This is a genomic window from Escherichia sp. HH26CH, assembly GCF_009820205.1.
GTDB lineage: Bacteria > Pseudomonadota > Gammaproteobacteria > Enterobacterales > Enterobacteriaceae > Escherichia > Escherichia coli_F.
Genome location: NZ_VNXM01000032.1, coordinates 57,016 through 80,516 on the forward strand (window position 1 = coordinate 57,016; position 23,501 = coordinate 80,516).

Genomic DNA, 23,501 nt, shown 5'->3' on the forward strand with positions numbered 1-23,501 from the left:
ACAACAATCGAGGAATGCCCATGAGTATGTCATCCATACCGTCGTCCTCCCAATCCGGGAAGCTCTATGGCTGGGTCGAAAGAATTGGTAACAAGGTTCCCCATCCTTTTTTGCTCTTTATCTATTTGATTATCGTACTCATGGTGACGACGGCAATTTTGTCGGCCTTTGGCGTCAGTGCGAAAAACCCGACCGATGGTACACCAGTGGTCGTGAAAAACCTGCTCAGTGTGGAAGGATTACACTGGTTTTTACCCAATGTGATTAAAAACTTTAGCGGTTTTGCCCCACTAGGCGCGATCCTGGCGCTGGTTTTAGGTGCTGGTCTGGCGGAACGCGTCGGCTTACTGCCAGCGCTAATGGTTAAAATGGCATCGCATGTTAATGCCCGCTATGCCAGTTATATGGTGTTGTTTATTGCTTTTTTTAGCCATATATCATCCGATGCGGCGTTAGTTATCATGCCACCGATGGGCGCATTGATTTTTCTGGCGGTGGGCAGGCATCCAGTGGCAGGTTTACTGGCCGCCATTGCAGGCGTCGGTTGCGGCTTTACGGCTAATTTACTGATTGTCACAACCGACGTGTTGCTGTCGGGGATCAGCACGGAGGCTGCGGCTGCGTTCAATCCGCAAATGCACGTCAGTGTAATTGATAACTGGTATTTTATGGCCAGCTCCGTAGTCGTACTGACGTTTGTTGGCGGCCTGATAACCGACAAAATCATTGAGCCACGGTTAGGTCAATGGCAGGGAAACAGCGATGAGAAACTGCAGACATTGACCGAAAGTCAGCGTTTTGGTTTACGCATATCAGGTGTCGTATCGCTACTTTTTATTGCCGCAATTGCGCTGATGGTGATCCCGGAAAATGGGATATTGCGCGATCCGATTAATCACACCGTGATGCCATCCCCCTTTATTAAAGGTATCGTGCCACTGATCATTCTCTTTTTCTTTGTGGTTTCGCTGGCTTATGGCATCGCTACCCGCACAATTCGACGTCAGGCGGATTTACCGCATTTAATGATTGAACCGATGAAAGAGATGGCGGGATTTATCGTGATGGTTTTTCCCCTGGCCCAGTTTGTCGCCATGTTTAACTGGAGCAACATGGGGAAATTCATCGCTGTGGGGCTGACCGATATACTCGAAAGTTCAGGGCTTAGCGGCATCCCGGCGTTTGTCGGTCTGGCGTTGCTTTCCTCTTTCTTATGCATGTTTATCGCCAGCGGTTCCGCAATCTGGTCGATTCTGGCCCCCATTTTTGTACCAATGTTTATGCTACTTGGCTTTCACCCGGCATTTGCGCAAATCCTCTTTCGTATTGCCGACTCATCCGTATTGCCTTTAGCGCCGGTATCTCCTTTTGTTCCACTGTTTCTTGGATTCCTGCAACGCTACAAACCAGACGCGAAACTGGGTACTTACTATTCGTTAGTTTTGCCCTATCCACTTATCTTTTTGGTGGTATGGCTGCTGATGTTGCTGGCGTGGTATCTTGTCGGTCTGCCGATAGGTCCGGGGATTTACCCTCGTTTGTCTTAAGAGAGAACGGATGCTGAGATTACTTGAAGAAAAAATTGCCACGCCACTAGGTCCACTGTGGGTGATTTGCGATGAGCAATTTCACTTGCGGGCGGTTGAATGGGAAGAGTACAGCGAACGCATGGTGCAGCTGCTGGACATCCATTACCGCAAAGAAGGCTATGAACGCATTTCTGCCACCAACCCAGGTGGTTTAAGCGACAAGCTTCGTGAATATTTTGCCGGTAATCTTAGCATTATTGATACGCTTCCCACTGCCACGGGGGGGACGCCATTTCAGCGCGAAGTCTGGAAAACATTACGCACAATCCCCTGCGGGCAGGTAATGCATTACGGCCAACTGGCTAAACAATTGGGCCGCCCCGGCGCGGCGCGTGCCGTAGGTGCGGCAAATGGATCGAATCCCATCAGCATTGTTGTGCCTTGTCATCGGGTCATTGGCAGAAACGGTACCATGACCGGATATGCAGGCGGAGTTCAGCGAAAAGAGTGGTTATTACGCCACGAAGGTTATCTTTTGCTGTAAACCTTATACAATTTGTGCCAGCTTGTTCACACTTTTATGTAAAGTTACCCTTAACAACTTAAGGGTTTTCAAATAGATAGACATATATTTACATCTAATATCGGAATTCTCTGCTGTTAAGGTTTGCTTAGACTTACTTGCTCCCTAAAAAGATGTTAAAATTGACAAATATCAATTACGGCTTGAGCAGACCTATGATCCCGGAAAAGCGAATTATACGGCGCATTCAGTCTGGCGGTTGTGCTATCCATTGCCAGGATTGCAGCATCAGCCAGCTTTGCATCCCGTTCACACTCAACGAACATGAGCTTGATCAGCTTGATAATATCATTGAGCGAAAGAAGCCTATTCAGAAAGGCCAGACGCTGTTTAAGGCTGGTGATGAACTTAAATCGCTTTATGCCATCCGCTCCGGTACGATTAAAAGTTATACCATCACTGAGCAAGGCGACGAGCAAATCACTGGTTTCCATTTAGCAGGCGACCTGGTGGGATTTGATGCCATCGGCAGTGGTCATCACCCAAGCTTCGCGCAGGCGCTGGAAACCTCGATGGTATGTGAAATCCCGTTCGAAACGCTGGACGATTTGTCCGGTAAAATGCCGAATCTGCGTCAGCAGATGATGCGTCTGATGAGCGGTGAAATCAAAGGCGATCAGGACATGATCCTGCTGTTGTCGAAGAAAAATGCCGAGGAGCGTCTGGCTGCATTCATCTACAACCTGTCCCGTCGTTTTGCCCAACGCGGCTTCTCCCCTCGTGAATTCCGCCTGACGATGACTCGTGGCGATATCGGTAACTATCTGGGCCTGACGGTAGAAACCATCAGCCGTCTGCTGGGTCGCTTCCAGAAAAGCGGTATGCTGGCAGTCAAAGGTAAATACATCACCATCGAAAATAACGATGCGCTGGCCCAGCTTGCTGGTCACACGCGTAACGTTGCCTGATTTTTCCGCATCACTCACTATCCTTCTGTCATATCATTAAATTTTTCTGATTTATTGATCTGGCAGAAGGTTCATCACTGTTTCATTCACCAGATATGGGTTAATCTTTTAATTACAAACTGCGTTGACAGTTGTTGTAAGGAGACCCTGTATGGCTATGTATCAGAACATGCTCGTTGTTATCGATCCTAACCAGGACGACCAACCAGCATTGCGGCGAGCTGTTTATTTACATCAACGGATTGGTGGCAAAATTAAAGCCTTTTTGCCGATCTATGACTTCTCATACGAAATGACCACCCTGCTCTCCCCGGACGAACGTACCGCTATGCGTCAGGGCGTCATCAGCCAGCGAACAGCCTGGATCCACGAGCAGGCAAAATATTATCTCAATGCTGGCGTTCCCATTGAAATTAAAGTGGTCTGGCATAACCGTCCATTCGAAGCCATCATTCAGGAAGTGATCAGCGGCGGACACGATTTGGTGCTAAAAATGGCGCACCAACATGACCGTCTGGAAGCGGTGATTTTTACGCCAACGGACTGGCATCTGTTACGCAAATGCCCAAGCCCGGTGTGGATGGTGAAAGACCAGCCGTGGCCGGAAGGGGGTAAGGCGCTGGTGGCGGTGAATCTCGCCAGTGAAGAGCCGTACCATAATGCGCTCAATGAAAAACTGGTTAAAGAGACGATCGAACTGGCGGAACAAGTTAATCATACCGAAGTTCATCTGGTTGGCGCTTATCCGGTAACGCCAATTAATATCGCGATTGAACTGCCGGAATTTGATCCGAGCGTTTATAACGATGCCATTCGTGGGCAACATTTGCTGGCTATGAAAGCCCTGCGGCAGAAATTCGGTATTAATGAAAACATGACACACGTTGAAAAAGGTCTACCAGAAGAGGTGATTCCTGATTTGGCGGAGCACTTACAGGCGGGGATTGTGGTTCTGGGAACGGTCGGACGCACCGGTATTTCAGCAGCATTCCTCGGCAACACGGCGGAACAGGTGATTGATCATCTTCGCTGCGACCTGCTGGTCATTAAACCTGACCAGTATCAGACCCCCGTTGAACTGGATGACGAAGAAGACGATTAACGACTCTTCAATAACTGACAAGGCCCGAGTTAACGGGCCTATTTTTTACTTACTGCTCTTCGCCGCCAAGGAAATAAATTCCCAACGGGATTGCCAGCAACACAGTAAAGACCAGGCTATAAACAAAAATCATTGATGACTGAATCACATACATTGATGTCGTCCACTCAGACAGCGGAATATTGTACTGTTCTATCACGCCGCCGATGGTCGCGCGAGTCACAACCGACGCCGCAATAATGAAAACCGCCAACAAACCAAAGAGAAATTTCTTCCCTTTCGCTGACTTCAGTTTCGCCATAATCATGATGTAATCCTTGTGCAGACAAATTTCTTGTTACCTAACAGTAACAATACCATGACATTTCACCGTTGTCTGCTCTGAAAACCTCACCTCTTAGCTGGATTTACAATCAACGCATTGATTAGTTAGCTAATGTTGCTACTTCCTTCCCTGACTATTGATGATCTGAATGAATTGTCGCGGTAAAATAGCCCCGCCAGGGGTTTCCGGCATGACGACAATTATCTGGAGGAGCCTGATAAAACAATGATCGCTGAACTGTTTACAAATAATGCGCTTAATCTGGTCATTATTTTCGGTAGCTGCGCAGCATTGATTCTGATGAGCTTTTGGTTTCGCCGCGGAAATCGTAAAAGAAAAGGATTTTTATTCCATGCGGTGCAATTTTTAATCTACACCATAATTATCAGTGCTGTTGGTAGCATCATTAATTATGTTATAGAAAACTACAAACTCCAATTTATCACTCCAGGCGTTATCGATTTTATCTGTACGTCCCTGATTGCGGTTATTCTGACGATTAAGTTATTTCTGCTGATTAATCAGTTTGAAAAACAGCAGATTAAAAAAGGTCGCGATATCACCAGTGCGCGGATTATGTCGCGTATCATCAAAATCACCATTATTGTGGTACTTGTTTTGCTTTATGGCGAACATTTCGGTATGAGCCTTTCTGGCTTGTTGACCTTTGGTGGTATTGGTGGTCTGGCTGTCGGTATGGCCGGTAAAGATATTTTGAGTAACTTCTTTTCCGGGATTATGCTCTATTTCGACCGTCCTTTTAGTATTGGCGACTGGATCCGTTCACCGGACAGAAATATCGAAGGTACAGTAGCGGAAATTGGCTGGCGAATTACCAAAATTACGACCTTTGATAATCGTCCGTTATACGTCCCGAACTCGCTGTTTTCGTCTATCAGCGTAGAAAACCCGGGGCGAATGACCAACCGACGTATTACCACGACAATCGGTTTACGTTATGAGGATGCGGCAAAAGTGGGAGCCATTGTCGAAGCCGTACGTGAGATGCTTAAAAATCACCCAGCCATCGACCAGCGACAAACCTTACTGGTTTATTTCAACCAGTTTGCTGACTCGTCATTGAATATTATGGTTTATTGCTTTACCAAAACCACAGTATGGGCTGAATGGCTTGCCGCCCAGCAGGATGTTTATTTGAAGATTATCGATATTGTACAGTCACACGGCGCGGATTTCGCGTTCCCAAGCCAGACGCTGTATATGGATAACATTACACCACCAGACCAGGGTCGTTAATTCAGACATCACTGGCGTTACCCACAAGGGTAACGCCAGTTCACATCAATGTTTCACAATATACATAGTCCGGCTATACGCCACATCTTCCGGGTTATTAATGGGATAACCTTTCAGCCACGGCTTGATTAATCGTCCATTGGTATATTGATAAATTGGTGCAATCGGTGCTTGCTCCATGAGGATTTTTTCTGCCGCGTTGTAATCGGCATTACGCGCTTTAACGGTATTTTCCGTCGATGCCTGGGCCAAAACTTTGTCGTAGGCCGGGTTGTTAAAACGTGAAATGTTCCCTGAATGCGTTGACGTTAATAATGTCAGGAAGGTGGAGGGTTCATTATAATCCCCCACCCACGAGGCGCGGATAACATCAAAATTACCTGTATTACGACTATCGATATAGGTTTTCCATTCCTGATTTTGCAGTTTGACATCTACACCAAGGTTCTTTTTCCACATCGATGCCACAGCAATCGCAATTTTTTGATGGTTTTCTGAAGTATTATACAAAAGCGTCAGCTTCAGCGGTTTTTGCGGACCATAACCGGCTGCGCTCAACAAAGTTTTTGCCTGCGCATTCAGTTCTTCCTGACTCATTTGTTCAAACGGCGAAGGCTCCGGCGTGAATCCGGCAGTAACATCTGGCGTAAAATGCCACGCTGGTTTTTCGCCCGTCCCCAACACTTTTTCGGTCATCAGGCGGCGATCTATCGTCATACTTAATGCCAGACGAACGCGCTGATCTGCCGTCGGCCCTTTTTGCGTGTTAAACGCATAATAATAGGTCCCGAGCTGCGGCGGTGTATAAACCTGCCCCGGAATATCCTTCAACAGCTTCTGATACATATTTTTGGGGAAGGATTCGGTGATATCAATATCCCCCGCGAGATAACGCTTAGTGGCTGCGGATTCCTGATTAATTGGCAGGAAGGTCACTTTTTGCAACACCGTTTTGGCGTTATCCCAATAATGAGTATTTGGCACCACGACCAGTTTTTCATTGACTACACGCTCTTTAAGAACATAAGCGCCATTGCCGACCAGATTTCCGGGTTTCGTCCACTCTTTCCCGCTTTCTACGTTAGCTTTTTGCACCGGGAAGAAGGCAAAATTGGCTGTTAAATTCACAAACCACGGCAACGGTTTATCAAGCTGGATTTTCAAAGTACGGGCATCAACCGCGGTGACGCCTAGCTGATCAGGCGTAGCTTTACCATCAATAATCGCCTGTGCGTTGTTGATTCCCGCCAGCGCGGCAAACCAGGCAAACGGCGACAACGTTTTTGGGTCAACCAGACGTTGCCAGCTGTAGACAAAATCCTGTGCCGTTACCGGTGTGCCATCCGCCCATTTTGCGTTATCGCGCAGGGTGAAAGTCCAGATACGGTTGTCATTACTTTTCCACTGAGTCGCAACGCCGGGGACAATCTCCCCTTTCTCGTTCTGATTCACCAGTCCTTCAAAAAGATCGCGAATGACCTGAATCTCTGGCAGACCCACGGCTTTAGCGGGATCCAGCGACGCAGGCTCATCTTTAATATGGCGCACCAGCTCCTGCTTCTCTGCCAGTACTGTGCCGCTCGGAACTTCTGCAGCATACGAAAGAGAAATGCTGCTGACCAACAGCGCACAACACGTGACTGAAACAGAGTGCTTCATAAGTTACCCTCAAACCTGCGTTAATAATCATGCGTAATTATTTGTTTCGCCTTAAAGAAATGCAAACAACTTCCGGCAAAAAAGTGATACAAGATCGATAACATAGCGTTGAAGAAAAGGATTTGATAATCCGCAAAATTTGCACAACACTGCCTGTAATACTTCCTGAACCAGAGACGATCATGACCGTAACTCGCCCACGCGCCGAACGCGGCGCATTTCCGCCCGGTACAGAACATTACGGACGTTCATTATTGGGCGCGCCTTTGATCTGGTTTCCGGCCCCAGCCGCCAGTCACGAAAGTGGTTTGATTCTGGCTGGCACCCACGGTGATGAAAACTCTTCGGTCGTGACCCTCTCCTGTGCTTTGCGGACATTGACACCTTCTTTGCGCCGCCATCATGTGGTGCTGTGTGTGAATCCTGACGGCTGCCAGTTAGGGTTACGGGCCAATGCTAATGGCGTGGATTTAAATAGAAACTTTCCGGCAGCAAACTGGAAGGAAGGTGAAACGGTTTATCGCTGGAACAGCGCCGCTGAAGAACGTGATGTCGTTTTACTGACAGGTGACAAACCTGGCTCCGAACCTGAAACTCAGGCGCTGTGCCAGCTTATACATCGCATTCAACCTGCCTGGGTGGTCTCATTCCACGATCCACTGGCCTGTATTGAAGACCCCAGACACAGCGAATTAGGTGAATGGCTGGCCCAGGCGTTTGAATTGCCACTGGTCACCAGCGTCGGTTATGAAACGCCTGGCTCTTTCGGCAGTTGGTGTGCAGATCTGAACTTGCATTGCATCACCGCAGAGTTTCCCCCCATCTCCTCCGACGAAGCCAGCGAAAAATACCTCTTTGCGATGGCTAACTTGCTGCGCTGGCATCCTAAAGATGCAATGCGCCCGTCGTGAATTGAAGCGCCGGTTCCACATCTACCGCCAGCCAGGTCGGTCCGTCAAGATCAGCAAAACTGACCTGCGGCACCAGCGGTAAAGCGGCGCTAATGGCACGAGAGGTACACAACATGCAGCCCAGCATCAGACTGAAACCTTGTGCACGCGCTTCGGTCGCCAGCGCCAGCGCCTCCGTCAGGCCACCCGTTTTATCGAGCTTGATGTTAACCATCTCATAGCGCCCTTGCAGCGCCTTCAGATTGCTACGGGTATGACAACTTTCATCAGCACAAATCGGTAACGGATGAATAAAATTCTCCAGTGCCGCATCGTCCTGCGCAGGAAGCGGTTGTTCAAGCATCGCAACGCCTAAATCCGCGAGCAGTTGGCAACGCGCCGCCAACCCTTCTGCACGCCAGGATTCATTTGCATCAACGATAAGCGTCGCGTCGGGCACAGCCGTGCGAATTGCTACCATCCGCTCACTGATAAGATGGTTATCCAGCTTCACTTTCAGCAATTTCGCGCCTGCCTGCCACAGTGTTGATGCACTATTGGCCATCTGATCAGGCGTACCGATGACTACCGTCTGTGCTGTAATGACTGTCTCGGGAAGCGTTATGCCAATCAAATCAGCCAGCGATCGCTGCTGTTTACGCGCCGCCAGATCCCACAAAGCACAATCCAGCGCATTACGTGCCGCTCCAGCAGGGAGAATTTTTTGTAATTCCTCCCGTGTCAGCCCTTTTTCTAATTGCGGCAGGACGCTCATAATTTGCGCCATTACCGAGGCATCACTTTCACCATAGCGCGGATACGGCGTGCATTCGCCAGTACTTTTAATGCCCTCTTCTTCTAACTCCACCACCACCACGCGCGCTTCACTACGACTTCCCCGAGCAATCACAAACGGGGTATGTAAGGGCCAGGCTTCCTCAAATACCTTAACGGTTCTCATCTTTACTCCTTGTTGTCGCGGTGGTCTGCGGATTAAGCGCAAATAGCGTTTGCTGTGTTATTGACAGTTAGCATAAACTAGGTGTGACGTTAACTATATGTAAACAGGAAAGATAATCATGTCACAAACCGTTCATTTCCAGGGCAACCCGGTTACAGTCGCCAATTCCATCCCGCTGGCGGGTAGCAAAGCGCAGACTTTTACTCTCGTGGCAAAAGATCTGTCTGACGTCACCCTCGGTCAGTTTGCGGGTAAACGCAAAGTGCTGAACATTTTCCCGAGTATTGATACCGGTGTTTGCGCCGCATCAGTACGTAAGTTTAACCAACTGGCAACCGAGATCGACAACACCGTTGTGCTGTGTATCTCTGCCGATCTGCCGTTCGCCCAGTCTCGTTTCTGCGGCGCAGAAGGTCTGAACAACGTTATCACCCTCTCCACTTTCCGTAACGCTGAATTCCTGCAAGCCTACGGTGTGGCAATTGCTGATGGCCCACTGAAAGGTCTGGCAGCGCGTGCCGTTGTGGTTATTGATGAAAATGACAATGTGATTTTCAGCCAGCTGGTGGATGAAATCACCACCGAGCCGGATTACGAAGCAGCTCTGGCTGTACTGCGCTAAACAACTGTGCCGTTCACTGAATCACCACCGGTGAACGGCAGTTTTTGATCTACCAGTCCCACTATTTTCCAGAGTTCCTGCCACTATTCCCCCTAACCGTTGTGCATTAAGATTGCTCTTTGCCATTATTAGCCCAGCGGAGTGATGACTATTATGGATGATAAACAAATTACGGTCTGGCTTAAACACAATTGCTGTTCAACGGACATTCCTGCCATTGCCGAGGCACTAACGAACCATGCAGAATGGCTTTTAGAGCTAGCGCCAGATCCTATTGATCAAGGTAGTTCATGCTTACCGCCGGCAGCTGCAGCTGGTATTTTTCTTGGCGCAGCGGCGATGGTTCACTGCGGCGAGGCTAGTGGTGCAGAAACCTGGCTCGAAGCAGCCATTACTGATTACCATTTCTTTAATCCAAACGGATATAGTTCATGGAGAGGTAGTACGCCTGTTTTTACAGCATTATCGCGTTACCCGGCATTAAGAATGGTGTTATTTAACGCCGCTTGCGCAATGGAAGACTGGAATAAAGCATCCGCTGTTCTTGAATCGCTTTTCCATGCCAGCGATGTCCCGGAAGATAACCCTGTCGCCCCAAATTTTACCCCTTATGCGCTGAAAGCGTTTATCGCGGATTACCACCCGTTAGGGCCTGCTTATTATGATGAAACCTGGTTGCTGGCAAAACAAGCGTGGTTAATTAATGCGGGCGTTCTGGATGAGCGAACCTGCAATACCTGGAAGCAATATACCCGCCACTTGCGCCATTTGATCCACAATGCACAGTTTGCCGATGCGCTCTCTTTTGTACGCAGTAAAAAAGAACCATTAAATCATATCCATACCTACTCAGACTTTAATCTCTATGCGATTGGTTTATTTTCTTCTACTGATCAGCTAAGTGAAGCGCTAACCTGGGTAAAACAATTAATCCGCAACAATGATGGTCATTTCCATGATCTTTTCGTTTCAACTGGCGCAAAGCGCCGAATAAAGCCTGAACTTAGTACCTTGCTGAATAATCTCTTGCACAGCGCAGAGTTTCAGGCGTTGCAGGATAAATATCTCACCGTCGGACATGATGTTGTGCATTCTGGTCCCTTCATGTCAGTTTATGAAAAGGTTCTTGGCGGAAAGTCCCGAAAGCGCTGCGCGATTAGTCGAAAATTAATCTCGCCCGGCGAAGCGGTTTATGAATATCGTCAGCTGGATAGTGTGGAATATATTGCAGCGAAAGCGGCCTTTCAGACATCTGAGCTAAATAATATCGCCCACCGGCATCATAATGATAGTTATCAGTGGCATGAATTTGCCGCCCAATGGCCTCGTCGGGGTTCACTTTCTCACCCAGATATTGCCCGTTATTTGTTTGAGCGCCAGGAAGGAAAATGCTTTGATGCCGCAGAGTTTATACAACTGATTGCGGAACCGTTTGTTTTTCCGATGCGTTTCATATGGGTTGCCGGGTTGTCCTTTGAATTACATCAGTATCCGGATGCCTATTTCGTAAATGACAATATGGCGGGTGAATTTGTTAATCTCTGCTGGATGGCTATGAAATGCGGACATGCTGGCGACATTTTCAAACAACTGGCCCACGAGCCGCATGACGTTGCTGACCCTATTTACGCCATGCTCGCCACGTTTGACCGCGCTGATTGCCGTAGCGCGGCCGCCGCGCACTTTGGACAACCGGAACTACCGGAAATAATGGCACTGGCTTTCAGTTCGAGGTTATCGCTCGACAGCGTCCTTACCATCGCTGAGTTTGGTAAAAATCAGCCGCGATTTTCACATGCGCTAGCAACGGCCCTCCTGCGTTACAACCTGCACATCTACTCAAACTATATGCCGCAGGTTAACTGGTTCCTTCAGGGGCTGGAAAACTATGCTTTGGCAAAAGGCGGTCAACTTTTAAATTTCTTTGTGCATATTCCAGAACAAATTCCCGTTCTGGCGACCATGCTGGAACATGGCGTATTAGTGCGTGGGATCGGTGAAGGTGCCTATGATGGTTATGATAATTCAGCAAATTCATTTCATCATGCCGCCGTGATGCACTGCCTCACGCACGCGCCGGAAAAAGTCCGCTACTGGATGGAAACACCCTGGATTCAGAACTATTTAGTGAATGCGCCGCTGCGTCAAACGGCGCGCCATGTGGAAGCCTGGCATAAAAAGTTTGGCATCAAATGAACGTTGCCGCTGCGCCTGAACGGCGCAGCCAGCACAATCACTCTTCGCTTTTCTTCTGGTTTAAGCCATATTCCCGCAACTTATTGGCAATCGCGGTATGCGAAACGCCGAGACGTTTTGCCAGTTTGCGCGTGCTGGGATAATTGCGATAAAGCTGAGTTAATACCGAGCGTTCAAAACGGCTGGTAATTTCGTCCAGCGAACCTTCCATCGCATCTTCGCCCACGGCTACCGTTGCGGCGTCATAATCCGGCAACAAAATATCCTGAGGACGCAGCTCATAGCCGTCCAGTTGTGTCAGTGCGCGATAGATAGCGTTCTTTAACTGCCGCACATTTCCCGGCCACGCATAACGCGTAAGTACAGTATTCAGGTCAGCGGCCAGTTTCGGACGCGGCACGCCCTGCTCGTCGGCAAAGCGGGCGACGAACAGCTCGGTTAACGGCATGATGTCCTGCGGACAGTCACGTAGCGGCGGCAGATTGAGCGTCAACACGTTCAGACGATAATAGAGATCTTCACGGAACACGCCTTTTTGCACCAGTTCGACCAAATTCTTCTGCGTAGCACAAATAACCCTTACATCGACATGCACTTCATGATCTTCACCAACTCGACGGAAAGTACCATCATTAAGGAAACGCAGTAATTTCGCCTGCATCCTTGGCGACATCTCGCCTATCTCATCTAACAGCACCGAACCACCGTTCGCCTGCTCAAAGAACCCTTTTTTACCTTCCGGAGCATGACCAAACAGTTCACTCTCGACCGCATCTTCCGGTATAGACGCGCAGTTCAGCGCCAGGTAAGGTTTGCTCGCTCTGGGGCTTGCCTGATGGCAGGCGTAGGCAAAGAGATCTTTACCTGTACCGGTGTCACCCGTAATCAGCAACGGCGCGCTTAGCATCGCCAGTTTCTGCGCCTGTTCGACAACATGCTTCATTTTCGGGCTGACGGCGACAATTTGACTGAAGGCACTGACGTCCTGTGCAGCGACATTCTGCAACTGACGGCCCATACGAATCGTCGAGCGCAACATCACCACCGCACCGGTCAGAACGTGTTGATCATTTTCATCCTGAAGATAAACAGGCGTAATCTCCATCAGGAAATTCTGCCCATTAATAACGACATGCTCGTTATGCGAGTCTTGCGGTTCGCTTTCCAGCCAGCGTAAAAAATTAAAGCCGTTAATTAATTGCGCGGCGGTATGGTTGCGCAGGCGATCCAATTTTTGCCCAAAAAGCTGACAGCTCGCCGGGTTCGCCATATCCACTTTGCTTTTCATATCAACAGAAAGCACAGGCTCAGGCAACGCCTCCAGTAACGCGCTCAACGCCAGATGCTCACGTTCGGAAGGCATCCACGGAACAGTGCGCACATCGGTAACACCTGCAATACGGCGTATTTCGGCCATCAGACTGCTGAAACTTTCAAATTCCAGTTCGGCAAAATTGAGGTAGATTCGCCCAATGGGGTCAATCTCAATACCGCGTAAATCAATACCTCTTAGCACGAGTAGATCGAGTAATTCGCGGGTCAGACCGAGTCGGTCTTCACAAAAGACTTCCAGACGCATGGGAACCTTCACCTGAAAAAAGAACAATTAATATGATGATATGACACTATTTGGATAGCAGGAAGGTTTCTGTCAACAATCATTGACACAAAGACGGAAAAACGGGCACTTCGGCGTAAAGATATCCGGTCAGCACCCGATATTGCATTATTTTTCGGCAGGAGTTTTGCCTTTTTGCAGCGTCTCTTTCACCTGACCAATAAGCTGGCGACGGAAATCCCCGAGGCGAGGTTTGTCATCGTCAATCCACGGCAGAGGGCGGCAAAGCTCCATAGCTTTAATCCCCAGTCGTGCCGTCAGAAGTCCAGCACCAATCCCCTGAGCTGCCCGGGTAGACAAACGCGCAGCGAGATCTTGCGACATCCAGTCCATCCCCACTTCGCGCACCAGTTCGCTGGCTCCGGCGAAAGCGATATTCAGCAATACCAGCTTAAACAGGCGCAAACGGCTGTAATATCCCAGTTCAATGCCATACAGCGTGGCGATGCGATTGATCAAACGCAGATTGCGCCAGGCGATAAATGCCATATCCACCAGCGCCAGCGGGCTAACGGCGATCATTAACGTTGATTCCGCCGCTGAGCGACTGATTTCGCGCCGCGCCTGGGCATCTAAAACCGGCTGGACCAGATGAGCATACAGGCTGACCACTTCACGATCGTTCTGCGTTTCATGGATTGAGGCATACCAGCGTTGCAGTGCCGGATGCGACTGGTCGATGCCCGCCTGCTGCGCCAGTTTTTCGCAGAATGCACGGCCTTTACCCGTGCCGTGACTGTGCAACAAATCGCGCGCTTCGTCGCGTTCATGGGCGCGCTGTCGCAAGCGCCATAAGCGCCGCCACTCTGTTACCACAGAACCTACGCCAGCGCCGATAATCAATGCCCCAGCGGCACATCCACCCAGCGCTACCCAATCCTGAGTTTGCCAGGCATTCATCGTCCACTGCACGCCCTGCCCGACAACGCTTGCACCAAACAGAGCCAACCCGCCCATCACCATTTTGCGCCACAGGCTGCGTTTCGGACGTAACGCTGCGTCCATCACCGCTTCAACTTGCCCCTCTTCTTCCTGCGCTTCGTCGAGCGTGGCCGGGGCAAAATTTTGCGCCTGATTTTCGTCAAAGGTTTGCTGCGCCCTGAATTTTGGATTCTGATCGACCTCCAGTGGACCGTCGAAATCAATACGTGGTTTTAACGGTTCGGTCATCGCAATTTATCTCCTATTAAAAATTCCAGCGCAGCATCAAGGCGAATATGCGGCAACGGTTTGTCGACATCCATTACCTGCGGGCGAAACGCCTCAAACTGGAAGCCTTGTTTATCCCAGAACGCCTGACCAGGCAAACGTGCGGGAACTTCGCCAGGATAAACAGTGAGCGGTGCGCCATCACTGAGTCGATTTCCGCGCAGCGCCGGGATTTTCTCACCGTTAACATCAATAATGCCGCTGGTGGTCGCCTGAACTGACGCCAGCCCCAGGCAGTCCATACTGATCCCTTCGAACGCCGCATTTTGCCAGGCATCCTGAATCAGTTGTTGCAGTAATGAAACCATATTGGCGTGCTGATCGATGGTCACATGATCCGCTTTAGTGGCAGCAAACAATAGCTTATCGATAACCGGCGAAAACAAGCGCCGGAACAAGGTACGCTGCCCGTAGTGGAAGCTTTGCATCAGCTGCGTCAGCGCCAGACGCATATCATTAAATGCCTGTGGCCCACTGTTGAGCGGTTGCAGGCAGTCCACCAGCACAATCTGCCGATCAAAACGCAGGAAGTGATTTTTATAGAACCCCTTCACCACTTTCTCGCAGTAATAATTAAACCGTTCGCGCAGCATTCCGGCATTGGTGTGCTTGTCGGCCTGTGCAAGTTTTGATTCGCCCCAGGCATCGACATCTGGCCACGGGAAGAATTGCAACGCGGGCGCACCTGCCATATCGCCCGGCAAGACAAAACGCCCAGGCTGAATAAAGTGCAGCCCCTGCTGTTTGCAGTGGTGGAGATAATCGGTCCATGCGGCAGCAATGTCTGCAAGACGGTTTTCGTCGGCAGGTGCTAGTGGGTCCAGCCCTTCGCACATCATTCGCCATTTTGCCGACCATTCGCCGCGCTGACCATTGAGTAAGCCCGTCATCTGGCGCGACCAGCTTAAATAGTCCTGCGCCAACATCGGCAAGTCGAGTAACCATTCGCCGGGATAATCCACTATCTCCAGATATAACGTGGAAGTGTCTTTGAAGTGACGCAACAGCGAATCGTTCGATTTATAGCGTAGCGCCAGGCGAATCTCACTGACGCCGCGTGTTGGGGTCGGCCAGGCGGGAGGCTCGCCATATAACTGCGCCAGCCCTTCATCGTAGGTGAAGCGCGGAATGCCAAAGTCACGCTGGGGAATGCGTTTTACGCCCAGCAGGCGCTCTTCACGCACCGCACTTAATAGCGGCAAGCGTGCTCCGGCATGAATATTGAGCAACTGATTGACCATCGCAGTGATAAACGCGGTTTTGCCGCTGCGGCTAAGTCCGGTTACAGCGAGGCGCAGATGTCTGTCGACACCCCGATTCACCAGCGCATTAAGTTCATTTTTAAGTCGCTTCATTGCTGTCCTGTGCTGCTCTGAAGACCAGAAAAAAATCATTCGTAAGGATATGAATGTGGGGGCCATGCCATTGATTATCAACTGCCCGTGTTGTCATCTTGAGGCGAACTCCATAAGATGTGCAGCATTCACGTTCGGACGGAGTTCCTGACCTATGTCCCCTACTATTTATGATATTGCCAGGGTTGCCGGCGTATCAAAATCCACCGTATCACGCGTGCTGAATAAGCAAACCAATATCTCCCCGGAAGCGCGCGAAAAAGTGTTACGGGCCATTGAAGAATTACAGTATCAGCCAAATAAACTGGCCCGCGCACTGACCTCTTCGGGCTTTGATGCCATTATGGTGATTTCTACCCGTTCGACCAAAACGACGGCGGGTAACCCGTTTTTCTCCGAAGTTTTGCATGCCATTACCGCCAAAGCGGAAGATGAGGGTTTCGACGTGATATTGCAGACGTCGCACAACCCGGCTGAAGACTTACAAAAATGTGAAAGCAAAATTAAGCAGAAAATGATTAAAGGCATTATTATGCTAAGTTCGCCAGCAGATGAGTCTTTTTTTGCCCAACTCGATAAATACGATATTCCGGTGGTAGTAATTGGCAAAGTTGAAGGTGAATACGCCCATGTTTATTCTGTCGACACCGATAATTTTGGCGACAGTATTGCGCTGACCGATGCATTAATTGAAAGTGGACATGAAAATATTGCCTGCCTACATGCTCCGCTTGATGTCCATGTTTCGGTTGACCGCGTTAATGGTTATAAGCAAAGTCTGGAAGATCATAATATTGCAGTGCGCAATGAGTGGATCGTTGACGGCGGTTATACCCATGAGACAGCACTGCAAGCCGCGCGGGAATTATTAAGCCAGTCACCGTTGCCTGAGGCAGTGTTTGCTACTGACAGCCTGAAATTAATGAGCATTTATCGTGCGGCGGCAGAGAAAAACATTGCTATTCCGCAGCAGTTAGCGGTGGTGGGTTATAGTAATGAAACGCTGTCGTTTATATTAACGCCTGCACCGGGCGGCATCGATGTTCCGACGCAGGAGTTAGGTCAACAAAGCTGCGAGTTATTATTCCGCTTAATTGCCGGAAAACCGTCACCACAAAATATTACCGTTGCCACGCATATGTCGTTGAAATAAATGCCAGCTACGTTGCCTGAATGCCGGATGCGATGCTGGCGCATCTTATCCGGCCTACATTTATAAACCGGATAAAGTACTCGCGCCGCATCCGGCAATTTAGCACATTATCAGAACGCGTAATTCACACCGACACCTGCATAATGGAATTTATCGCTATCGCCTTCGTCGTGATCCTGCCACTCAAACGCATATTCCAGCGAAACGGAAAGACCATTCTGGAAATCATAACCGTAAAACAAACCAAGACGGTTAAAATCATGGCCTTCACGTTCGATATCATCCTGCCAGTCCCAGTTACTCCAGCGATCCAACCCAATGCGCGTATACGGTGTTACCGAGTGATTGCCGAGCGTCAGCGGTAAATAGGCGCGAATTTCTTGCGTGGAGAATTCACCGTTATTGCGGCTGTCGTCCATATTGAAGCCGCGCTCGAGATAATAGTTCACTCGCAAGGCAACCGTTTCGTTGAATGTATATTGCAGACCCGTTTCCGTTTCGACACGGGTATCAGCATAACCGGTTGTATTCAGATCGTTGGCAAATTTATACATCGACAGCCATCCGTTGAAACGTAAATCGTCAGTCAGTTTCACATCCCAGTCTGGCGCGATTTTCCAGCGCTGCATATTTGCCGTGTCTTTACCCGGTTCATCAACGTAGTGATAACCATAGTTACGGAAACCACCGGTCAGGCCGAAACTGAAATCATCGCTTTCGAGAAACTGATAATGCACTTCGAGTTCCGGGCGATCAAACCAGGTTCCACGTTTACCCGCGCTATAATCTACCGGCCCTTCCTGGTAATAAGCCAGCGATATTCTCCACGGCCCATTGGCAGCATTAAAATAGACGGAAGGCTCCGCCAGCCCGTCCATATCTTCGCCATAACCCTCGACGTTTTCTATTTCGTACATCGCGCCGATATTAAAGTGCCAGTCGTTTTTTTCCTCAGCCTGTGCGCAGGCCATTCCCGCACACATCACCAGTGCGGTACAGGGTAATAACTTTTTCATTATTGTTCCTTGTATTATCCTGGGGGAATGCCTTCCCCCTGTATTTAGCGAATTGCTATTTCCGTTTCTGCATCAAAGAAATGACATTTGGTCATATCGAAATGAATAGTGACGTTTTCTCCTGCATGATAATCATTTAACGCACCGGCACGGACCACCAGCTCGTGCCCCCCAACCGTGGTGTAGAGCATAAATTCCGCACCGGTTAATTCCGCCACGCTAATTTTGGCGGAAATGTTATTTTCCTCTTGCGCATCCGGATGAATATCTTCCGGGCGTATTCCCATCACGATGGGCTTATGCAAACTTTCCTGCGTTTTCAGAACCGCTAATTTATCTTCGGGAATGGTTAATTTAAGCGTTTCCGTAACGAATTTATCACCATCGATCGTGCCGCGAATAAAATTCATTGCTGGTGACCCAATAAATCCGGCAACAAACATATTCGCCGGTTGGTTATAGACCGTTTTCGGCGCACCGACCTGCTGAACAATCCCATCCTTCATAATGACAATCCGCGTCGCCATGGTCATCGCTTCGGTCTGATCGTGGGTCACGTAGATCATGGTGGTGTTCAGTTTCTGATGCAGCTTGCTGATTTCCGCGCGCATTTGTACGCGCAGCTTGGCATCCAGGTTAGAGAGCGGTTCATCCATCAAAAACACGCCCGCTTCGCGCACAATCGCCCGTCCGAGCGCCACACGCTGGCGTTGCCCGCCGGAAAGCGCACCCGGCTTGCGTTTCAGGTACTCACGCAGGCCAAGGATTTGCGCCGCCCAGTTAACCCGCTCATCAATCACCTCTTTGGCGATTTTTTGCATCTTCAGGCCAAACGCCATGTTGTCGTAGACCGTCATATGCGGATACAGCGCGTAGTTCTGGAACACCATCGCGATATTGCGTGCTTTGGCCGGAACGTCATTCATTCGTTTACCGTCGATCAACAGATCGCCGCCGCTGATCTCCTCAAGCCCGGCAATCATACGCAGGGTGGTCGATTTACCGCAGCCCGACGGACCGACAAACACGATGAACTCTTTATCGGCAATCTCCAGGTTGAAGTCCTTCACCACATGCACCTGGTTATCGTAGATCTTTTGAATATGTTGTAACGAAAGCTGTGCCATGTTGATTCCTTTGCTATACGTTTTGCCAGAAGGCCGATAACCGCGGCCAGGTCAGGGACTCCGTTGAGGGCAACAGTAATTGCGCCCCAGTTAAGCCCGCGCCGATCCCCACCGAGCGCATACCGCTGGCGTTAATGGCGTCAATGCCCGCCTGCGCATCTTCAATGCCGATACATGCCTGCGGCGGCACGCCCAGCCCGGCACAGGCGGCGAGAAAGATTTCCGGGTCCGGTTTCGAGTGTTTAAGTTGGGAAGCGTCCGCGCAGAAGGTGAAAAACTCGCGCAGCTCCAGCGCCGCTAAAATTGTTGGGGCATTCAGAGAGACGGAGGCCAGCCCTACCGGGATGCCTTGCGCCCGAAGATCTGCCAGCAAAGGCCGAATTCCCGGCAGAACAGCGTTAACCGTCAGTTCGCGCAGTGAGTGGACGTAGAGCAGATTTTTGCGATACGCCAGTTGCGCCCGCTCTTGCACGTTAAAGTCGCCCTCTTTGCCCCCGTGTTGCAGAATGCGTCGCAGGGACTCATCGCGGCTGATCCCTTTTAACGTCTCGTTAAATTGCGCATCGATGCTGATGCCGATTTCGGCGGCAATCTGCTGCCATGCCTGGAAGTGCAGATGTGCGGTGTCGGTGATCACGCCATCCAGATCGAAAATTACCCCTTGTAGTTTCATTCATCCTCCTGATGTGTGGTAGCGGTCCCATTGAAGGGCAAAATAAAATCACCCAAACAGAAAACAGATTCTTCAGTCACGGAAATAAGCTGACCGTTCAACCGCAGTGCAACGGGCGCAGAAGTTCGAATCGCAATACGCTGCGCGTCGAGAGTGACCTGTAATTCGCAGCCCTGCCAGAACAAAGGGAAAGATAACTGTTGCCACTGCTCAGGTAACACTGGGTTCAGATGTAATTCGCCGTCGCGCACGCTGACTCCGGCAAAACCCTGAATCGCCCCCAGCCAGATAGCGCCAGTTGCGGCGGCATGGATACCGTCATCGCAGCTATGCGGATCAGCACCAAGATCGATTTCACTCCCCTCGCGCCAGAACGGGTAACTCTGCGCAAGCAAGCCACAACGCGCGGCAACAATGCCGTGGATCGCTTTACTCAATGACGAGTCGTGAATGGTGCGCGGTTCATAAAATTGCAGATTGGCGAGACAAGAGGCCGCTGAAAATTGTTCTGGTAGCATGTAATTGAGCATCACCACATCGGCCTGCTTGAGGATCTGCATCTCGTTCACTTCTGCGCGTGAATAATCCAGCAGAATGGTTTGTTTGCCTGCCGCCGCTTTGTATTTCGCCAGATCTATCGCCGGTTTCGCCATAAACGAATCATCCTGCGGCAAAACGCCGTCGGGCTGAATTTCTGGCATCCACAGCTCTTTGAGGAACATGTCGGCACGATGAATAAACGCATCGTCGCTACAGCCAAACTGGCGAGCAATATTCAGTGCCTGTTGGACGTTGTAGCAGGCCATATAACTTGTGTATGCGTTATTGTTAACGTGTTCGGTATATTCGTCTGGCCCAATAACATCATGAATTTCCAGACGATCGTTAACCCTTACCGCGCGGCTAATCCAGAACTTTGCGGTCTCCAGCAGTAGCGCCATGCCTTCGTGAGCAATGAAGCTTTCATCCCCCGTTACCTGCCAGTATTGAATAACCGCCCAGGCGATATCGGCAACCAGATGATGTTCCGCCTGCGCTGAGGCCACTTTTTGCCGCAGTCCGGTACGAATGTTAATGGCGGCAAATTCCGGCGTTTCTTCTTCGCCGCTACGTGCGCTCTCCCACGGAAACAGCGCGCCCTGCCAGCCATTGCGTCGCGCTTTCTCCTGCGCGCCAGGCAAGTTGTGCCAGCGATAGCGCAGTAAACTTCGGGCAATCGTCGGTTCGCTAAACAGATGGAACGGCAGCAGGAACACTTCCGTATCCCAGAAAACGTGGCCTTTGTAGCCTTCGCCGGTTAAGGCTTTCGCCGCAATGCTGCTACGCTCGTCATGGGCGGGCGTCATAATACGCAAATGATAAAGCGCATAGTCTAACGCCCGCTGATCGTGCGCATCGCTACTGTTTACCGTGATACGACGTTTCTGCCACCATTGCTGCCAGTTTTCTGTGGATGCTGCAAGAAGTTGGTCATAACTCTGTTGCGTGCACCTTTCGAGCTGGCGAAGCGACGCACTGCCCCACTCGTCTAAAGCGGCTTGTCGGTCGTCCCGCCAGTCAATCCACACCCGCTTTTGCAGGGTCAGTGTTTCACCTGTGCGAAGTTGCGCGCTGGTATGTTGCAGCAAACGGCGCTCTTTTGCGGTATAGCACTGCTGAACGTCACCACTCGCCTGACAGTGACAGCTGATGGCCACATCACTGCGCCCATCCTGGGTGGTGTAGATCCCCTGCATCAGGTGCTGGCCAAACACGCGCACCTGGGTTTCATCAAGATGCTGGCGACCATGGTTAGTTTGCGTGGCGTCAATGCCTGTTGAGATCAGCACTGATGCCTCGGCGTCCAGCGGGGTAATACTGATTTCCAGCGCGATCAGCGGCAGTTGATCTGTCGAAACAAAACGACGGCTTTCAATGGTGAACCCTGCGCCGTCGCTGGTGCGCCAGATAACACTGCGGCGTAATTCTCCACTGGCAAAGTCAAGCTCACGCTGCCACGCTTCGCGGGATAACGAAAAAATCTCCCCGTTTAGGGTAATTTCCATTCCCACCACGTCTGGCAGATTCACCAGTTCGTTGATTTCACCTTTCCCGGCTCGATGATAAAGCCCTGCCAGATACATGCCGCGCGTCTGCCGCGTGTAATCTTCTTCATGGCTGGCACGAAGCCCAAGATAGCCGTTTCCCTGCGCCATTAATGAGGCATATTTATTCAGGGTATGCTGGCTGAAATGGGGTTCCGTTAATGTTACTGGCCTGGTCATAATTCCACACGCGTCCCTGTTTCTGCGGATTGATACAGCGCCGCCACCAGTTGCTGGATGATGTACCCTTGTTCGGCGTCGGCAATCATCACTGGCTTGCCCTGTACGTGATTGATAAAGGCTTCCATGCTGCGCAAATGACGGTTGTCGTCGGCCAGTTCCCGTTGCATCAGCGTCATTAATTCACCGTTGTTATCGGTATAGATATGCGCCGGAAACAGCGTGGCTCCCGCTTTATCGCCGCAAAAGCTGACGTTCATAATTGACTGTTCGCGAATGTTGAGTGCAAATGATGTCTCGAGCCAAAGAATACCGCCGTTATGAAATTCAATGGTGCCAAACAGCGAATCTTCGACGCTGTAGGTTGCCGGGTCCCACTCGCCAAATTGACCACAGCTCTTTTGCGGGCCGATCTTTTGAAAGCTGTGCGCATTCACGCTTTTCACCGCCGGAAAGCCCAGCACATACATCGCGGCATCCAGCATATGAATGCCGATGTCGATCAGCGGGCCGCCACCCTGAAGTTCTTTATTGGTAAACACACCCCAACCGGGAACACCGCAGCGACGCAGGGCTCGGGCGGTCGTGACGTAAATCTCACCTAAAACGCCGTTGGTCACCTGTTCACGCAGTTGTTGCGTATCAAGGGCAAAACGATGGTGAAAGTCGTAGGCCAGCACCTTACCCTGTTTACGCGCGGTATCACACATCTCCCGCGCCTGTTCTGGTGTCATGGCGGGTGGTTTCTCGCACATCACATGGCAGCCTGCCTCCAGCGCCATCAGGGTATGCTCGTAATGAAAACGGTTAGGTGAACAGACGCTTACCACGTCAGGTTTTACCGCCAGCAGCATGGCCTGCGGATCGTCCCACACGGATGCGTTCCCGTATTTCTCTGCCAACGCCTGCGCCTGGGAAAGGCGGCTGTCACAGACAGCCACCAGTTCCAGATCGTTGCGGGTGCAGTAGTACGAAGCATGAACCTTATCCGCCACCTGGCCCGCGCCTATTATCGCGACCCGCAGCGGAGAGCTTGTCATTGCACTTTTCACAA

Annotated in this window: 20 protein-coding genes; 9 read left to right on the top strand and 11 right to left on the bottom strand. The window is 50.4% G+C overall.

Annotation, left to right across the window (positions count from 1 at the left end; translation table 11 throughout):
* Positions 1–20: 20 nt before the first annotated feature.
* From abgT to uspE, 4 genes are all read left to right on the top strand, one after another.
* Positions 21–1,547, top strand: coding sequence for a p-aminobenzoyl-glutamate transporter (gene abgT / locus FQ015_RS10820; protein ID WP_000062957.1), 1,527 nt, complete (start codon positions 21–23; stop codon positions 1,545–1,547).
* Positions 1,548–1,557: 10 nt separating this feature from the next.
* Positions 1,558–2,073, top strand: coding sequence for a methylated-DNA--[protein]-cysteine S-methyltransferase (ogt, locus tag FQ015_RS10825; protein ID WP_000944997.1), 516 nt, complete (start codon positions 1,558–1,560; stop codon positions 2,071–2,073).
* Positions 2,074–2,267: 194 nt separating this feature from the next.
* The gene (gene fnr / locus FQ015_RS10830; protein ID WP_000611911.1) at positions 2,268–3,020 is read left to right on the top strand and encodes a fumarate/nitrate reduction transcriptional regulator Fnr; all 753 of its coding nucleotides are present in this window, start codon (positions 2,268–2,270) and stop codon (positions 3,018–3,020) included.
* A gap of 151 nt (positions 3,021–3,171) precedes the next feature.
* Entirely contained in the window at positions 3,172–4,122 is a 951-nt protein-coding gene (uspE, locus tag FQ015_RS10835; RefSeq protein WP_001262123.1) for a universal stress protein UspE, read from the top strand.
* A gap of 49 nt (positions 4,123–4,171) precedes the next feature.
* Here the strand turns inward: uspE and FQ015_RS10840 are convergent, their stop codons facing one another.
* A complete protein-coding gene (locus FQ015_RS10840; RefSeq protein ID WP_000605090.1) occupies positions 4,172–4,429 on the bottom strand; it encodes a DUF2534 family protein in 258 nt (85 codons plus the stop codon).
* A 243-nt stretch (positions 4,430–4,672) separates the two neighbouring features.
* Here FQ015_RS10840 and ynaI point away from each other — a divergent pair, with 243 nt between their 5' ends.
* A complete protein-coding gene (ynaI, locus tag FQ015_RS10845; protein WP_000559907.1) occupies positions 4,673–5,704 on the top strand; it encodes a low conductance mechanosensitive channel YnaI in 1,032 nt (343 codons plus the stop codon).
* A gap of 45 nt (positions 5,705–5,749) precedes the next feature.
* Here the strand turns inward: ynaI and mppA are convergent, their stop codons facing one another.
* Positions 5,750–7,363, bottom strand: a complete 1,614-nt coding sequence (gene mppA / locus FQ015_RS10850) for a murein tripeptide ABC transporter substrate-binding protein MppA (RefSeq protein ID WP_000683032.1) — start codon at positions 7,361–7,363, stop codon at positions 5,750–5,752.
* A gap of 182 nt (positions 7,364–7,545) precedes the next feature.
* On the opposite strand from mppA, the gene mpaA reads away from it, so the two are divergent.
* Positions 7,546–8,274 carry a murein tripeptide amidase MpaA gene (gene mpaA, locus FQ015_RS10855; protein WP_001353227.1) on the top strand — a complete coding sequence of 243 codons (729 nt, stop codon included), beginning with the start codon at positions 7,546–7,548 and terminating at the stop codon, positions 8,272–8,274.
* On the opposite strand, the gene ycjG is transcribed toward mpaA, so the two are convergent.
* Positions 8,249–9,214: an L-Ala-D/L-Glu epimerase gene (gene ycjG, locus FQ015_RS10860; protein ID WP_039020831.1), complete on the bottom strand. Its 966-nt coding sequence runs from the start codon at positions 9,212–9,214 to the stop codon at positions 8,249–8,251. The two genes, mpaA and ycjG, sit on opposite strands and share 26 nt — an antisense overlap.
* Positions 9,215–9,332: 118 nt before the next feature.
* Here ycjG and tpx point away from each other — a divergent pair, with 118 nt between their 5' ends.
* Both tpx and FQ015_RS10870 read left to right on the top strand, forming a co-directional pair.
* On the top strand, positions 9,333–9,836 hold the full coding sequence (tpx, locus tag FQ015_RS10865; RefSeq protein WP_032184040.1) for a thiol peroxidase: 504 nt from the start codon (positions 9,333–9,335) through the stop codon (positions 9,834–9,836).
* Between the two features lie 153 nt (positions 9,837–9,989).
* Positions 9,990–12,032 (top strand): hypothetical protein, encoded by a 2,043-nt coding sequence (locus FQ015_RS10870; protein WP_160524050.1) that lies wholly within the window; start codon positions 9,990–9,992, stop codon positions 12,030–12,032.
* A 37-nt stretch (positions 12,033–12,069) separates the two neighbouring features.
* Here FQ015_RS10870 and tyrR read toward each other — a convergent pair whose 3' ends face one another.
* The 3 genes from tyrR to FQ015_RS10885 form a co-directional block, all read right to left on the bottom strand.
* On the bottom strand, positions 12,070–13,611 hold the full coding sequence (gene tyrR, locus FQ015_RS10875) for a transcriptional regulator TyrR (protein ID WP_032302953.1): 1,542 nt from the start codon (positions 13,609–13,611) through the stop codon (positions 12,070–12,072).
* A 147-nt stretch (positions 13,612–13,758) separates the two neighbouring features.
* Positions 13,759–14,820: a YcjF family protein gene (locus FQ015_RS10880; protein ID WP_000138727.1), complete on the bottom strand. Its 1,062-nt coding sequence runs from the start codon at positions 14,818–14,820 to the stop codon at positions 13,759–13,761.
* The gene (locus FQ015_RS10885) at positions 14,817–16,214 is read right to left on the bottom strand and encodes a YcjX family protein (protein ID WP_039020828.1); all 1,398 of its coding nucleotides are present in this window, start codon (positions 16,212–16,214) and stop codon (positions 14,817–14,819) included. The genes FQ015_RS10880 and FQ015_RS10885 overlap by 4 nt, the downstream gene beginning before the upstream one ends.
* A 154-nt stretch (positions 16,215–16,368) precedes the next feature.
* Here FQ015_RS10885 and FQ015_RS10890 point away from each other — a divergent pair, with 154 nt between their 5' ends.
* The gene (locus FQ015_RS10890) at positions 16,369–17,367 is read left to right on the top strand and encodes a LacI family DNA-binding transcriptional regulator (protein WP_039020827.1); all 999 of its coding nucleotides are present in this window, start codon (positions 16,369–16,371) and stop codon (positions 17,365–17,367) included.
* Between the two features lie 110 nt (positions 17,368–17,477).
* On the opposite strand, the gene ompG is transcribed toward FQ015_RS10890, so the two are convergent.
* The 5 genes from ompG to FQ015_RS10915 are packed head-to-tail and all read right to left on the bottom strand — an operon-like array spanning position 17,478 to position 23,499.
* The gene (gene ompG, locus FQ015_RS10895; protein WP_000735245.1) at positions 17,478–18,383 is read right to left on the bottom strand and encodes a monomeric porin OmpG; all 906 of its coding nucleotides are present in this window, start codon (positions 18,381–18,383) and stop codon (positions 17,478–17,480) included.
* A gap of 44 nt (positions 18,384–18,427) precedes the next feature.
* Positions 18,428–19,510: an ABC transporter ATP-binding protein gene (locus FQ015_RS10900; RefSeq protein ID WP_000057969.1), complete on the bottom strand. Its 1,083-nt coding sequence runs from the start codon at positions 19,508–19,510 to the stop codon at positions 18,428–18,430.
* A 13-nt stretch (positions 19,511–19,523) separates the two neighbouring features.
* On the bottom strand, positions 19,524–20,183 hold the full coding sequence (gene pgmB / locus FQ015_RS10905; RefSeq protein ID WP_039020825.1) for a beta-phosphoglucomutase: 660 nt from the start codon (positions 20,181–20,183) through the stop codon (positions 19,524–19,526).
* Complete coding sequence (ycjT, locus tag FQ015_RS10910; protein WP_160524051.1) at positions 20,180–22,447, bottom strand: kojibiose phosphorylase; 2,268 nt, start codon at positions 22,445–22,447, stop codon at positions 20,180–20,182. The genes pgmB and ycjT overlap by 4 nt, the downstream gene beginning before the upstream one ends.
* Positions 22,444–23,499, bottom strand: coding sequence for a Gfo/Idh/MocA family protein (locus tag FQ015_RS10915; RefSeq protein WP_039020823.1), 1,056 nt, complete (start codon positions 23,497–23,499; stop codon positions 22,444–22,446). The genes ycjT and FQ015_RS10915 overlap by 4 nt, the downstream gene beginning before the upstream one ends.
* Positions 23,500–23,501 lie beyond the last annotated feature (2 nt).

Coding starts and splice junctions, on each gene's coding strand:
- abgT (WP_000062957.1), top strand. CDS start 21: ATGAGTATGTCATCCATACCGTCGTCCTCCCAATCCGGGAAGCTCTAT.
- ogt (WP_000944997.1), top strand. CDS start 1,558: ATGCTGAGATTACTTGAAGAAAAAATTGCCACGCCACTAGGTCCACTG.
- fnr (WP_000611911.1), top strand. CDS start 2,268: ATGATCCCGGAAAAGCGAATTATACGGCGCATTCAGTCTGGCGGTTGT.
- uspE (WP_001262123.1), top strand. CDS start 3,172: ATGGCTATGTATCAGAACATGCTCGTTGTTATCGATCCTAACCAGGAC.
- FQ015_RS10840 (WP_000605090.1), bottom strand. CDS start 4,429: ATGATTATGGCGAAACTGAAGTCAGCGAAAGGGAAGAAATTTCTCTTT.
- ynaI (WP_000559907.1), top strand. CDS start 4,673: ATGATCGCTGAACTGTTTACAAATAATGCGCTTAATCTGGTCATTATT.
- mppA (WP_000683032.1), bottom strand. CDS start 7,363: ATGAAGCACTCTGTTTCAGTCACGTGTTGTGCGCTGTTGGTCAGCAGC.
- mpaA (WP_001353227.1), top strand. CDS start 7,546: ATGACCGTAACTCGCCCACGCGCCGAACGCGGCGCATTTCCGCCCGGT.
- ycjG (WP_039020831.1), bottom strand. CDS start 9,214: ATGAGAACCGTTAAGGTATTTGAGGAAGCCTGGCCCTTACATACCCCG.
- tpx (WP_032184040.1), top strand. CDS start 9,333: ATGTCACAAACCGTTCATTTCCAGGGCAACCCGGTTACAGTCGCCAAT.
- FQ015_RS10870 (WP_160524050.1), top strand. CDS start 9,990: ATGGATGATAAACAAATTACGGTCTGGCTTAAACACAATTGCTGTTCA.
- tyrR (WP_032302953.1), bottom strand. CDS start 13,611: ATGCGTCTGGAAGTCTTTTGTGAAGACCGACTCGGTCTGACCCGCGAA.
- FQ015_RS10880 (WP_000138727.1), bottom strand. CDS start 14,820: ATGACCGAACCGTTAAAACCACGTATTGATTTCGACGGTCCACTGGAG.
- FQ015_RS10885 (WP_039020828.1), bottom strand. CDS start 16,214: ATGAAGCGACTTAAAAATGAACTTAATGCGCTGGTGAATCGGGGTGTC.
- FQ015_RS10890 (WP_039020827.1), top strand. CDS start 16,369: ATGTCCCCTACTATTTATGATATTGCCAGGGTTGCCGGCGTATCAAAA.
- ompG (WP_000735245.1), bottom strand. CDS start 18,383: ATGAAAAAGTTATTACCCTGTACCGCACTGGTGATGTGTGCGGGAATG.
- FQ015_RS10900 (WP_000057969.1), bottom strand. CDS start 19,510: ATGGCACAGCTTTCGTTACAACATATTCAAAAGATCTACGATAACCAG.
- pgmB (WP_039020825.1), bottom strand. CDS start 20,183: ATGAAACTACAAGGGGTAATTTTCGATCTGGATGGCGTGATCACCGAC.
- ycjT (WP_160524051.1), bottom strand. CDS start 22,447: ATGACCAGGCCAGTAACATTAACGGAACCCCATTTCAGCCAGCATACC.